Source organism: Stenotrophomonas sp. SAU14A_NAIMI4_8, assembly GCF_003086695.1.
GTDB lineage: Bacteria > Pseudomonadota > Gammaproteobacteria > Xanthomonadales > Xanthomonadaceae > Stenotrophomonas.
On the sequence record NZ_CP025999.1, the window covers coordinates 568,823 to 581,424 of the forward strand.

At 68.6% G+C, this 12,602-nt stretch carries 10 protein-coding genes; 7 read left to right on the forward strand and 3 right to left on the reverse strand.

Going from position 1 to position 12,602, the window contains the following annotated elements:
- Positions 1-36: 36 nt before the first annotated feature.
- Positions 37-1,296 (forward strand): histidine kinase, encoded by a 1,260-nt coding sequence (locus C1930_RS02505; RefSeq protein ID WP_108755294.1) that lies wholly within the window; start codon positions 37-39, stop codon positions 1,294-1,296.
- Complete coding sequence (locus tag C1930_RS02510) at positions 1,286-2,056, forward strand: LytTR family DNA-binding domain-containing protein (protein WP_108755295.1); 771 nt, start codon at positions 1,286-1,288, stop codon at positions 2,054-2,056. Before C1930_RS02505 ends, C1930_RS02510 begins: the two co-directional genes overlap by 11 nt.
- A 72-nt stretch (positions 2,057-2,128) precedes the next feature.
- On the opposite strand, the gene C1930_RS02515 is transcribed toward C1930_RS02510, so the two are convergent.
- Positions 2,129-2,743 carry a hypothetical protein gene (locus C1930_RS02515; protein WP_108748360.1) on the reverse strand — a complete coding sequence of 205 codons (615 nt, stop codon included), beginning with the start codon at positions 2,741-2,743 and terminating at the stop codon, positions 2,129-2,131.
- 309 nt (positions 2,744-3,052) lie between these two features.
- Between C1930_RS02515 and C1930_RS02520 the strand changes: the two genes are divergently transcribed.
- Positions 3,053-3,979 carry an oxygenase MpaB family protein gene (locus tag C1930_RS02520; RefSeq protein WP_108771012.1) on the forward strand — a complete coding sequence of 309 codons (927 nt, stop codon included), beginning with the start codon at positions 3,053-3,055 and terminating at the stop codon, positions 3,977-3,979.
- Between the two features lie 229 nt (positions 3,980-4,208).
- Here the strand turns inward: C1930_RS02520 and C1930_RS02525 are convergent, their stop codons facing one another.
- The gene (locus C1930_RS02525; protein ID WP_108752041.1) at positions 4,209-6,320 is read right to left on the reverse strand and encodes a M13 family metallopeptidase; all 2,112 of its coding nucleotides are present in this window, start codon (positions 6,318-6,320) and stop codon (positions 4,209-4,211) included.
- Between the two features lie 279 nt (positions 6,321-6,599).
- On the opposite strand from C1930_RS02525, the gene C1930_RS02530 reads away from it, so the two are divergent.
- Complete coding sequence (locus C1930_RS02530; RefSeq protein ID WP_234412725.1) at positions 6,600-9,551, forward strand: EAL domain-containing protein; 2,952 nt, start codon at positions 6,600-6,602, stop codon at positions 9,549-9,551.
- An 83-nt stretch (positions 9,552-9,634) separates the two neighbouring features.
- Here C1930_RS02530 and C1930_RS02535 read toward each other — a convergent pair whose 3' ends face one another.
- On the reverse strand, positions 9,635-10,516 hold the full coding sequence (locus C1930_RS02535) for a LysR family transcriptional regulator (protein ID WP_108755299.1): 882 nt from the start codon (positions 10,514-10,516) through the stop codon (positions 9,635-9,637).
- Positions 10,517-10,612: 96 nt separating this feature from the next.
- Between C1930_RS02535 and C1930_RS02540 the strand changes: the two genes are divergently transcribed.
- Genes C1930_RS02540 through C1930_RS02550 form a run of 3 tightly spaced genes read left to right on the forward strand, consistent with a single transcriptional unit; the run spans position 10,613 to position 12,517 of the window.
- Positions 10,613-11,023, forward strand: a complete 411-nt coding sequence (locus tag C1930_RS02540) for a DoxX family protein (protein ID WP_108752044.1) — start codon at positions 10,613-10,615, stop codon at positions 11,021-11,023.
- Positions 11,024-11,054: 31 nt separating this feature from the next.
- On the forward strand, positions 11,055-11,864 hold the full coding sequence (locus C1930_RS02545) for a class III extradiol ring-cleavage dioxygenase (RefSeq protein WP_108755300.1): 810 nt from the start codon (positions 11,055-11,057) through the stop codon (positions 11,862-11,864).
- Complete coding sequence (locus C1930_RS02550; RefSeq protein WP_108755301.1) at positions 11,861-12,517, forward strand: alpha/beta fold hydrolase; 657 nt, start codon at positions 11,861-11,863, stop codon at positions 12,515-12,517. Before C1930_RS02545 ends, C1930_RS02550 begins: the two co-directional genes overlap by 4 nt.
- The last annotated feature ends 85 nt before the right edge of the window (positions 12,518-12,602 follow it).

A 12,602-nucleotide genomic window follows, 5' to 3' on the forward strand; every position in this document is an offset into this window, starting at 1 on the left:
TATGCTCGGCTCACCCCTTCCCACCAAGGCACTGCCGTGTTCGCCAGCCTTACTCTCATTGTTCGTCATTTGTTGGCCTGGGCCGTGGCGCTGCTGGTGGCGGGCATGGTCTGGAGTGGCATCTTCAGCGGCATGAACGATGGCCCGGGCTGGATCTTCGGCCTGCTGGCGATGTTCCTGATGATCACCGCGCTGGGCAGCGCCATTACCCATGTGCGCCGGGTGTGGATGGTGGCCGGCAAGCTGGACGGCAGCACCCTGTCTGGCCGCCAGCGGCGGCAGGTGGAACTGCCCATGGACGCCGGCCAGGCCTACGCGGTGGTCGAGGCGGCGGTGGCCGAACTGCCGCGCGTGGAAGACGTGGAAAGTTCGGCCGGCAGCCTGCAGGTGCGCGCCTACGTGCGCCGCGTGGACCCCTGGAACGGCCGCCAGCCCTCGCGCTGGAACCTGCCGGCGCGGCTGGCGATCAAGCGCAACAGCGTGCAGGCCACGGTCACTCCGGGGCAGGGCACCAGCACGGTCACCCTGCTGTTCGAGCCCGATGCCGGCTGGTGGGCCGATCTGCTGGCGCTGGATGAAGGCAGCAACTACGAGAACGCCGAAGCGGTGACCCGCGCGATCAGCCGCCGGGTGGCCGACCAGCGCCGCGACGAACAGGCCGCCGCCGAGCAGACCCAGGTGGAAAAGGAACTGTCGGTGGCGCGGCTGAACCTGCTGCACGCACAGGTGGAACCGCACTTCCTGTACAACACGCTGGCCAATGCGCAGGTGCTGACCCGCACCGATCCGGGCCGCGCCGATCAGATGCTGGGGCACCTGATCCAGTACCTGCGCAGTTCGCTGCCGCAGGTGGATGAATCGGTGTCCACGCTGGGCGTGGAGCTGGAACGCACACGCGCCTACCTGGAAATCCTGCGCATCCGCATGGGCGCGCGGTTGGCGGTGGAAGTGCAGGTGCCCAACGAACTGCAGGGTGTGCACCTGCCGGCCATGGCCCTGCAGACGCTGGTGGAAAACGCGATCAAGCACGGCTTGGAGCCCAAGCCGGGTGGCGGCACGATCTGGATCCTGGCGCGTGGCTTCGATGACCACGTGACCGTAACGGTGGCCGACGATGGACTGGGCTTCGGCCAGGGCACCAGCGGCACCGGCATCGGCCTGAAGAACCTGCGCGAGCGCCTGCGCCTGACCTGCGGCGAGCAGGCCGGCGTGGCGATCGTGGCCAACTTCCCCTCGGGCGTGGCCGCTACCATGACCCTGCCGCAGCCGGCCAAGGAGCGCACCCATGCCGCTTGAAGCCCTGATTGCCGAAGACGAAGAACTGCTGCGCCAGGCACTGGTGGACCAACTGGCGCGGCTGTGGCCGGAACTGAAGCTGGTGGCCGCGTGCGAGGACGGCGCCAGCGCGCTGGAGCAACTGGCTGAGAAACAGCCGGACATCGCCTTCCTGGATATCCGCATGCCGGGCATCAGCGGCATCGAAGTGGCCCGTTCGCTGTCCGAACTGAGCCCGCGTACGCAGGTGGTGTTCGTGACCGCCTACGACCAGTACGCCATCGATGCGTTCGAACAGGGCGCGATGGACTACCTGCTGAAGCCGGTCAGCGATGAGCGCCTGCTGGCCACCCGCGAACGCATCCTGTCGCGCCTGCCATCCACGCGCCAGGACGATGCCGTGCTGGAGCGATTGTTGCAGCGTCTGGGCCCGTCGCAGGCACAGCCCGAGCGTCCGCCGCTGGCCTGGATCACCGCCAGCAATGGCCGCGAAACGCAGCTGATCATGCTGGATGACGTGGTCTATTTCCGCGCCGACAACAAGTACACCACGGTGGTCACCGCCGAGGGCGAGAGCCTGCTGCGCACGCCGCTGCGCGAACTGCTGGAGGCGCTGGACCCGCAGCAGTTCCGGCAGATCCACCGTTCCACCATCGTGCACATGAAGGCGGTGGCGGCGGTCAGCCGCGACGATACCGGCAGGGGCGTGCTGCGCCTGCGCCAGCGCCCGGAAACGCTGGTGGTCAGCCAGCCGTTCATGAGCCTGTTCCGCGGCATGTAGCAGGCGCCAGAAAGAACAATGCCACCGTGGCAGTGCACGGTGGCATTGTGGCTCCCCCCGCTTTCCGGGTGATCAGAACGCCGGTTGCAGCGTCATGTCGTGGTGGTGTTCGGTCTCGCCCACGTGGTTCAGGCGGCCCACCAGTTCCGAGTGCTGCTTCATGCGCCCGATCTCGGTCATGATGCGGATGTCTTCATGGCGCAGTTCGCGCCGGGCGGTGACCGCCTGCTTGTAGTCCAGCACTTCCGGGTAATGCTCGGCCAGGTCCAGCGCCTCGGCCACGCATTCCACGCTGTCGGCACTGGAGCTGATGCGCGCGCGGCTGTTGAAGGCCTTCATCCAGCGTTCGAAGCCGGCGGTGTGGTCGAACATGTTGGCCATGAACCAGATGACGAACAGGATCGACACCCACGAACCGAACACGATCACCACGCGGGTGAAGGTGATATGGAAGTCGTCGCGCCACAGGTAGTTGGCGATCAGGCCCAGGATCAGCAGCGACGCTGCCTGCCAACCCACGATCGAGGCCATCAGCCACTGGCACTTGGCCTTGGCCAGCACGGCCACCTCGTCGCGGATCTGCTGCTCGCTCAGGTTGCGCCAGTGCGCGACCTGTTTTTCGAACGGGCTGCTGTACAGCTCGTTGTCCCGCAGCAGCATTCCCAAACCCTTGAACAAAGCAATCATGGCTGGCTCCTTTCTGGAACGTGCGTCGATCAGCATTGGACGATGTGGCGGATTCAGTTCTAGCACTTCCAGCGGCCGGTGCAATGGGCGCAAAGCGAAGGGGCGCAAGGGTTTTGCCTGAATGCGTGAAGATTGGTGCGGCGCACCATCGCATTCACAGGCTGCGACAAGATGTCGCAGGGTGAATCGTGCTGCGTGCGCACATGCTGCTGCGGCGTGGCCGTCGGGCTCGCCGCAGGGCGCCGGATCGCCCAGAATCAAGCCGGACCGCGCAGAACCCGGTCGATTCCGCCACCCACTGGACCCCGTATGCCGCCGTTGCTGCACCGCTTGACCCGCCCGGTTACCGCGCCCATCCGCCGCTGGGTGCTCGACGCCTTCCCGCGTGGCCAGAGCGGCATCGATTACGACCACCCGCAGGGCGATCCCGGCTGGTTCGGGCCGGACAGCATCACCTGGCGCGTGCATGCGGAACTGCCGTCCATGCTGGCCGGCGGGCTGTGCGCGCTCATGCTGCAGACCCTGCACCCGCGCGCGCTGGCCGGCGTGTATGACCACTCCAATTTCCGCCAGGACCTGGTGGGGCGGCTGCGCCGCACCACGGCCTTCGTGGCCGGCACCAGTTACGCGCCCAGTGGCGAAGTGGAAACGCTGGTGGCCAAGGTGCGCCACATCCATGCGCAGATCCGCGGCCGCACCGCACAGGGCCAGGCGTATGCGGCTGACGATCCGCACCTGCTGACGTGGGTGCACGTGACCGAGGCCTACGGCTTCCTGCAGGGCTACCGCCGCTATGGGCGCGAGGTTCCCGAGGCGATTGCTGACCGCTACTACGACGAGTACCGCTGCGTGGCCGAGGCGCTGGGCGCGGTGGACGTGCCGCGCAGCGAGGCCGAAGTGGCGGCGTATTTCTGTGCGCGCCAGCCCGAGTTGATGGCCGATGCGCGTTCGCGCGAAGTACTGGACGTGCTGTCTGCGGTGAACCTGCCGGTGCCGATCCCGGGGCTGTCACGCGCGGTGTTCCTGGGCGCGGGCGCGGCGCTGTTGCCGGACTGGGCCGAGGCGATGCTGGAACGCACGACTGCACAGCGTGCGCAGGCGGCGGCTTCGGCGAAGCTGATGCAGGGCATGGCGCCGCTGTTCCGTCGCGCATTGCCCGATGGCCTGGCCACCCGGGCGTGCGCACGCATGGGCGTGCCGGTGGAGGTGTTGCGCGAGTGGCCGGCCGCGGGGTGATCCACGCTACGCGCGGTGATCCACGCTACGCGTGGATGGCACCCGGCGCCCCGCCTTGGGTAGGTGCCAACCTTGGTTGGCACAGCGTAGATCCACGCCATGCGTGGATGAGATGCCCTGCGTTGCCAACCAAGGTTGGCACCCACCAGAGGATGGGGGTGGCATCCACCAGAGCATCCCGCCCCCCCGCAAACGAAACGGGCGCCTTTCGGCGCCCGTTCGCATTACATCACCACACCTTGACCCGCTTTTCCGGGGCCAGGTACAACTTCTGGCCATCCTTCACTTCAAACGCCGGGTACCAGGCGTCGATGTTGCGCACGGTCAGCGCACGGAACTGGCCCGGTGCGTGCACGTCGGTCAGCAGCGAATTGCGCAGTGCCTGCTCGCGGCTCTTGCTGCGCCAGGCCTGGGCGAAGCCCAGGAAGAAGCGCTGGTCCGGGGTGAAGCCTTCCAGGGTCTGGCCCGGCTTGCCCTGCAGCGACAGCTGGTAGGCATCGTAGGCGGTGCCCAGGCCGGCCACGTCGGCGATGTTCTCGCCCAGGGTCAGCTTGCCGTTCACGTGCACGCCCGGGAACGGTTCGTAGCTGCTGAACTGCGCGGCCAGCGCATCACCGGCGGCGTTGAACTGCTTCAGGTCTTCGGCGGTCCACCAGTTGTGCAGCTTGCCGGTGGCATCGAACAGCGCGCCGGCGTTGTCGAAGCCATGGCTGATCTCGTGGCCGATCACCGCGCCGATCGCACCGTAGTTCACCGCATCGTCGGCGGCACCGTCGAAGAACGGCGGCTGCAGGATCGCGGCCGGGAACACCAGGCGGTTTTCCAGCGGCACGTTCATCGCGTTGATGGTCTGCGGCAGCATGGCCCACTCGCTGTGGTCCACCGGCTTGCCCAGCTTGGCGATGTTGCGCTCGTATTCGAAGCGTTCGGCACGCTGCGCATTGCCCAGCGGATCGTCGCGGCGGATCTCCAGGCCGGTGTAGTCACGCCACTTGTCCGGGTAGCCCATGCCTACGGTCAGGCCGGCCACCTTGGCCTTGGCGCTGGCCTTGGTCTGCGGTGACATCCAGGCCAGGGCATCGATGCGCTTGGCGAAGGCGGCAATGATGTTCTTTGCCATCTCGTCGGCGCGTTCCTTGGTCTTCGCGTCGAAGTGCTTTTCCACGTAGCGCTTGCCGATGGCTTCGCCGACGGCGTGGTTGGCATCGTCTACCGCGCGCTTCCAGCGATCGCTCTGCTGCGGGGTGCCGCTGAGCGCCGTGCCGTGGAAGGCGAAGCGGGCGTCGGCGAAGGTCTTGGGCAGGTAGCTGGCGGCACGGTCCAGGGCATGGAAGGTCATGTAGTCTTTCCAGGCATCCAGCGGCTCGGTGGCCACCAGCTTGGACAGGCCGGCCACGGCCTTGGGCTGCCAGACGATGAAGTCCTGCTGCTGGCCCAGCTTGGCCGCTTCCAGGAACGCGGCCCAGTCCATGCCCGGCGCCTTGGCGCTGAAATCGGCCTGGGTCCAGGGGTTGGCGCCCTTGGTCACATCGTTGGTTTCTTCCTGCGTGGCATGCGCCTGGGCGATCTTGGTTTCCAGCGCCAGGATGCGCTGCGCCTTGCCGGCCGGGTCGGCCACGCCGGCCAGCTGCAGCACCTTGGCGATGTAGGCCTGGTACTGCTTGCGCAGTTCGGCCATGCGGCCATCGCCCAGGTAGAAGTCACGGTCGGGCATGCCCAGACCGCCCTGCACCAGGTACGGCGCGGTGCGGTCGGGCTGCAGCAGATCCACCGACACCCACAGGCCGAACAGGCGGTCGGTGTAGAAATTGGTGGCGTTCAGCAGGTCCACGTCGGCGCGCATGTCATCGCCCAGTGCACGGGCCAGACCGGCCTTGTCGGTGATCGCACCGATGGCCTGCAGCTGCGGCTGTACCGGGGCCAGGCCGCGCTTCTCGATGCCGGCTTCATCCATGTAGGCGGCGTAGTAATCGCCGATCAGCTTGTCATCGCCGCTGGCCTGGGCGTTGCCGGCCGCACCTTCCAGGATGGCGCGGGTATCGGCCTGGGTCTTTTCGGCAATCACGTTGAAGCTGCCGAAGCGCGAACGGTCGGCCGGAATCTCGGTGTTCTTCACCCAGCTGCCGTTGGCGAAACCGAAGAAGTCATCGCCGGCGGCGATGCTGCGGTCCATGCCGCTGGCATCGAAGCCGAAGCTGCCCAGCATCGGCTTGGCGGCAGCCGGCGCGGCTTCGGCGGGGGCGGCCGTACCTGCCGCCGGCTCGGCCGGGCGATCGCAGGCGGCCAGGGACAGGCTGGCGAGAATGGCCAGCGCCAGGGTGGGACGGCGCAGCTTGGACATGGACTTCTCTTGCGACGGAAAACCCCAAGTCTAATCCTCTGCGGCAGCGCTGGACGCGCGCCAGCACGGGTTCGGGTGTGCGCGATCTGGCTGAACACGCGCCGCCGCGCTTCACGCAGTCATCGCGCTGGTGCATGCTGCGGGGTAGGGACCCACACAGGGAATGGCCCGCGGAGCAGGTGCAGGCGTCAAGAATGCCGCGCTGCGGCCGCTCTGGTCGGGGATGTGGAGGAATCGTTCGCGCATGAAGCCAGCTGTCTGCACAGGGAATACCGACCGATGCCCGCGCTGAAACGGGCGTTGGCCCGGCCGTTGCGTGCCATCACCTGGGGCGGCGTGGCGCTGGGCGTGCTGCTGGCCGTGGGCATGGCGGCCATGCTGGCCAACGACCACCAGCGCCGGCTGGAGGCTGCGCAGCGGCAGAGCCGGGCGCTGGCGGTGGGCAGTGAACGCCTGCTGGCGCTGGAGCTGCGCAACCTGGAACGGGCACTGGCCGGGATTGCCGGCGATGCCGCCGAGCTGTTCAGCAACGTGCCGGCGCAGGCGCCGAAGCTGCTGGAGGCGGCCATTGCCGGGGTGCTGCAGCGGCACGCCGAACTGCACAGCATCGTGGTGGTCGATGCCTATGGGCGCGCGCTGACCGGCGGTGCCGACGAACTGAAACTGCCGCTGTGGGCCGACCCGCAGCGGCGCGGGCAGGGCAGCGCGCTGTACCTGGGGCCGCCGCAACGCGCCGACGATGGCACCTGGGTGGTGCCGCTGGCCCTGCCGATGGCCGACGACCGCTGGCTGCTGGCGCGGCTGCGCTGTGGCGAGCTGCAGCGCATCATCGGCGGGTTGGACGTGGGCCCCAATGGCATGGTGTCGATCACCGATGCCGACGGCTTCATGCTGGCGCGCGTGCCCGATCCGTATGGCACGGTGGGCCGCCGCTACACCCTGCCGTACCGCAACCTGGTGGGCGGACCGGCGGTGGTGGAGCTGGGCAGCTTCCCCGGCGTGGTCGACCAGATTCCGCGCATGTCCACCATCAGCACGCTGGAACACAGCCCGCTGGCGGTGCAGGTGGGGCTGGCCGATGCCGATGTGCTGGCCGCGTGGTGGCCCTACCTGCATGCGGCAGTGGCGATCCTGCTGACCTACGTGCTGGTGTTGCTGGGCCTGCTGTTCGCAATGCGCCGCAGCACCCGCAGCCAGCAGTGGATGGCGGCCGAACTGCGCACCGGCCATACCGAACTGCGCATGGCCCACCAGGTGGGCCGGGTCTGCACCTGGTACGTGGACGAAGACGCCGCGCTGCTGCACTGGTCGCCGCTGGCGCGCGAGATCTTCGGCGTGCAGACCGATGCCTTGCCGGTGGCGGAGTTCTTCGGGCGCGTGCACCGCGAAGATGCCGAACGGCTGCAGCACGCATTCCATGAAGCGTTCGCGCGCGGCGCCGTGCTGGATGAAATGTTCCGCCTGGTGCTGCCCGGCGGCGATGTGCGCTGGGTGTCCGCGCGCGGGCAGCGGGTGGAACTGGCCGACAGCCAGCGGCGCATGATCGGTGCGTTGACCGACGTGAGCGAGCGTCATCTGGCGCAGGAGCAGATGAACCAGGTCGAGCGCCGCTTCCGCCTGCTGTTTGACCGCAACCCGGCGCCGTTCTGGGTATTCGATCCCGATACGCTGCGCTTCCTGGAAGTGAACGAAGCGGCGGTGCTGCAGTACGGCTACACGCGCGAGGAATTCCTCGGCATGAGCATCCTGGACATCCGCCCGCGCGAAGGCTGGGAGGAAGTGAAGGGCGCCATTGCCCGCGCCCGCGTGGGCGAACTGCAGGATGCGGCCGTGCGCATGCACCGGCGCAAGGATGGCACCGTGTTCGAAGTGCGCGCGCACCTGTCCAGGCTGGATTTCGATGGCCAGCCCGCCTGCCTGGTGCTGGCCGAAGATGTGAGCGAGCGCCTGGCCTACGAGCGTGACCTGGCCTACCGCGCGCGGCACAACCCGGCCACCGGCCTGTTGAACGTGCGCGCCCTGAGCGAACAGCTGGACAGCCAGGACCGCGGCTACACCATCGCCTACGTGCAGCTGCGCGGCCTGCAGCTGGTGGCCGATACGCTGGGCCGTGACATCGGCGATGCCATCCTGCAGTCGATGGCCGCACGCCTGGGCGGGCTGGGCGCGCGCTTCGGCACGCTGGCCTTCCAGCCGGCCGAAGACTTCGTGCTGGCCATCGCCCCGCAGCACAACACCCAGTCGGTGCTGGACGATCTGCTGCAGATCGTGTCGGCGCCGATGCGCGGCAAGGATTCGCTGCACCAGTTCGAGCCGCGCATCGGCGTGGCCGTGCGCGAGGAAGGCGATGCGCTGCGCGCCGAACAGGTGGTGGGCATGGCCGCGCAGGCGGCACATGCCGGCCGCGTGGAAGGCAACGTGGTGGCCTGGTTCGATGCGGCCGTGTCGACCCGCCTGGCCGACCGCCTGCGCCTGGCCGGGCGCATCCATGCGGCCATCGACAACGAGTTCCAGCTGTATTTCCAGCCCATCCGCCACGCCAGCGATGGCAGCCCGGCGGCGCTGGAAGCGCTGCTGCGCTGGCCGCAACCGGACGGCAGCTTCATTCCGCCCAGCGAGTTCATCCAGCTGTGCGAAGACACCGGGCTGATCCTGGCGCTGGGCCGCTGGGTGATCCGCGCCGCCGCACAGGCCCAGCGCCAACTGATGGATGCCGGCTGGGGCGAGCTGCCGATCGCGGTGAATGTGTCGGCGGTGCAGTTCTTCAACAGCGACCTGGTGGCCGAGTTCGCCCGCGCCCAGGAAGATTTCGGCCTGGCCCGCGGCGCGCTGCACGTGGAACTGACCGAGAGCAGCCTGATGCGCAAGCCGGCGCAGGCCATGCAGACCATGCGCCGCCTGCACGAGCAGGGCATCTGCGTGTCGCTGGATGATTTCGGCACCGGCTATTCCAGCATGTCCTACCTGCAGCACCTGCCGCTGGACATCCTGAAGATCGACCGCAGCTTCGTGGCCGACGTGGAAACCAACCCGCGCAACGCCTCGATCTGCCGCGCGCTGCTGTCGCTGGGCCACAGCATGGGCCTGACCATCATTGCCGAAGGCGTGGAAACCCCGGGCCAGCTGGACTGGCTGGCCGCGCACGGCTGTGACCAGGTGCAGGGCTACCTGCTGGGGCGGCCGGCGCCGCTGGAAAAGATCATCCAGGCGCTGGACGAAGTGGTTGCCTGATCGTGCAAACCCGCCGGGCATGGCCCGGCGCTACCGTGTCATCGGCGCAGGGGGTAGCGCCGGGCCATGCCCGGCGGATGCATTCACACCCCGGCGTCCACCAGGTAATCAATGAAACTGCGCACCTTCGGTGCCAGATGGCTGCGGCTGGTGTATACGGCGAAGATGCCGATCGGCGGCACTTCCCACTCGGGCAGCACGCGCACCAGGCGGCCATCGGCCAGCGCCTGTTCCAGCAGGAAATCGGGCTGCAGGATCACGCCCAGGCCGGCGATGGCGGCTTCGCGCAGCACGTCGCCGTTGTTGGCCTGCAGGATGCTGTTCACCGCCACGCGAACTTCGCCGCCGGGCCCCTGCAGCGGCCACTGGTTGCCCGAGGCCCAGTAGCTGTAGCCCAGGCAGTCGTGCGTCGCCAGATCCTGCGGCGTGGCCGGCGTGCCACGCGCGGCCAGGTATGCCGGTGCCGCGCACAGGGTGATGCGGGCCTGGCCCAGGCGCCGGGCGATCAGCGCCGGGCTGGGTTCGCGGGTAATGCGCAGGGCCACGTCGTAGCCTTCTTCCACCATGTCCACCAGACGGTCGGACAGCGCCAGGTCCAGTTCCACCTGCGGGTAGCGTTGCCGGTAGCCGGCCAACAGCGGCCCCAGCCGGGCGATGCCCCAGCTGACCGGTGCGTTGATGCGCAGCGTGCCCGACGGTTCCAGCGCCTGCGCTCCGACGCTGGCTTCCAGCGCGTCGAATTCGGCCAGCAGGCGCACGCACTGCGCGTAGTAGGCGGCGCCTGCGCTGGTGGGGCTGACCCGGCGGGTAGTGCGGTGCAGCAGGCGGGTGGACAGGCGCTTTTCCAGCGCGGCCACCTGCCGGGTGACCCCGGCCGTGGATACGCCCAGTGCCTCGGCGGCGGCACTGAACCCGTTGCGCTCGACCACGGCCACGAACACGCGCATGGCGTCCAGAGTGTCCATTGTTGCGCCTTCTGAAATAAATACGGTCGTTTCATCGTATTTATCGGCTGACGGCTGCGCAATAACCTGTACGCACTCTCCCTGAGGTACGCCTCCATGAAAACCTCCGCTGCTGCCGTTTCGCCGCTGGCCCCGTATGCCGCCACCGTGCTGCGCCTGGCCCTGGGCGGCCTGTTCCTGGTGCACGCGCTGACCAAGCTGCTGGTGTTCACCCCCGCCGGTACCGCCGCGTTCTTTGCATCGCTGGGCCTGCCGGGCGCGCTGGGCTACCTGACCATCGTGGTCGAGCTGGCGATCGCGGCGGCCCTGCTGCTGGGCGTGTACGCGCGCTGGGTGGGCCTGCTGGGCGTGCCGCTGCTGCTGGGCACGATCGTGACTGTGCACGGCGCCAACGGTTTCGGCTTCGCCAACGCCGGCGGTGGCTGGGAATACCCGGCGTTCTGGGCGCTGGCGCTGGTGGTGCTGTTCCTGCTGGGCGATGGCCGCTGGACCCTGCGTTCGCGCTGATCGCCGCTTCCCCCCGTATCTGGAGAACCTCATGTCCCGCCTGCCTTCGCTGTACATCTCCCACGGCTCGCCGATGACCGCCCTGCACCCGGGGCAGGTGGGCGTGCGGCTGGCCGAACTGGCCCGCGACCTGCCCACTCCGCGTGCCATCGTGATGGCATCGGCGCACTGGCTGGCGCGCCAGCCGCTGGTCGGCGCGCATCCGCAGCCGCCCACCATCCACGATTTCGGCGGCTTCCCGCGCGCGCTGTTCGAGCTGCAGTACCCGGCGCCTGGCGACCCCGCGCTGGCCGAAGAAGTGGCCGGGCGCATCGCTGCGGCCGGCCTGCCGGTGGCGCTGGATGCGCAGCGCGGGCTGGACCATGGCGCCTGGGTGCCGCTGCGGCTGCTGCGCCCGCAGGCCGATATTCCGGTGGTGCCGCTGTCGATCCAGCCGATGCTGGGGCCGCAGCACCAGTTCGCGCTGGGCCGTGCGCTGGCGCCGCTGCGCGAACAGGGCGTGCTGCTGGTCGGCTCAGGCAGCATCACCCACAACCTGCATGACTGGCGCGACTACCAGGACGGCAAGGAAGCGCCCTACGTGCGCCCCTTTATTGAATGGGTGGAACAGCGACTGGCGGCCAACGATCGCGATGCGCTGTTCGACTACCGCCGCCAGGCGCCGTTTGCCGAGCGCGCGCATCCCACCGACGAGCATCTGCTGCCGTTGTACTTCGCCATGGGCGCGGCCGGCGGCGATGATTTCGGTGCCACCCGCATCGATGCGGGTATCGATGCGGGCATGCTGGCGATGGACCTGTACCGCTTCGATGGCGCCGCGCCCGTGCAGGAGGCCGCATGAACCCCGTGCTGACGCCGGTGCTGGAGCGGCCGGCGCAGGGCAGGGCGCAGGGCCTGGTGGTACTGCTGCACGGCGTGGGCAGCAACGAGCAGTCGCTGGCCGCGCTGGCCAGCACGCTCGATCCGCGCCTGCACGTGCTGCTGCCGCGCGCACCGCTGGCGTTCGGGCCGCAGGCGTTCGGCTGGTTCACCGTGCGCTTCGGCGCGCAGGGGCCGGTGATCGATCCGGCCCAGGCCGAAGCGTCGCGGGTGCTGCTGCGCGACTGGTTGGCCGTGCAGCAGCAGCGGCTGGGGCTGGATGCGCGGCAGACCGTGCTGGCCGGCTTCAGCCAGGGCGGCATCATGAGTGCCAGCGTGGCGCTGACCGCGCCGGAGCGGGTGAAGTCCTTCGCGATCCTGTGCGGGCGCATCCTGCCGGAGATCGCGCCGCTGATTCCGGCCGATGTGGCCGGCGCCGGGCTGGACGGCCTGGTGGTGCACGGGCGGCAGGATGACAAGCTGCCGTTTGCGCTGGCCGAATCTGCCTCGCAGCGCCTGCAGGGGCTGGGCGTGGCTCACCGGCTGCGCGATTACCCGGTGGGGCATACCTTGTCCGCGGACATGCAACAGGACACCCGGGACTGGATCGCGGCGCGTTTGCTGTCGCCGCCCTGACGCGCATTCATACGGGCGGCCGCAGCGGCCGCCAGCTGTGCTAAGTTTTTTTCCTGTCTCCGGCGCACACCGGTTTTTCCGGCCC

Bases quoted from the DNA above. Each gene is read 5' to 3' on its own strand.
- C1930_RS02510 (WP_108755295.1), top strand. From the start codon at position 1,286: ATGCCGCTTGAAGCCCTGATTGCCGAAGACGAAGAACTGCTGCGCCAG.
- C1930_RS02540 (WP_108752044.1), top strand. From the start codon at position 10,613: ATGAAAACCTCCGCTGCTGCCGTTTCGCCGCTGGCCCCGTATGCCGCC.
- C1930_RS02515 (WP_108748360.1), bottom strand. From the start codon at position 2,743: ATGATTGCTTTGTTCAAGGGTTTGGGAATGCTGCTGCGGGACAACGAG.
- C1930_RS02525 (WP_108752041.1), bottom strand. From the start codon at position 6,320: ATGTCCAAGCTGCGCCGTCCCACCCTGGCGCTGGCCATTCTCGCCAGC.
- C1930_RS02545 (WP_108755300.1), top strand. From the start codon at position 11,055: ATGTCCCGCCTGCCTTCGCTGTACATCTCCCACGGCTCGCCGATGACC.
- C1930_RS02520 (WP_108771012.1), top strand. From the start codon at position 3,053: ATGCCGCCGTTGCTGCACCGCTTGACCCGCCCGGTTACCGCGCCCATC.
- C1930_RS02550 (WP_108755301.1), top strand. From the start codon at position 11,861: ATGAACCCCGTGCTGACGCCGGTGCTGGAGCGGCCGGCGCAGGGCAGG.
- C1930_RS02535 (WP_108755299.1), bottom strand. From the start codon at position 10,516: ATGGACACTCTGGACGCCATGCGCGTGTTCGTGGCCGTGGTCGAGCGC.
- C1930_RS02530 (WP_234412725.1), top strand. From the start codon at position 6,600: ATGCCCGCGCTGAAACGGGCGTTGGCCCGGCCGTTGCGTGCCATCACC.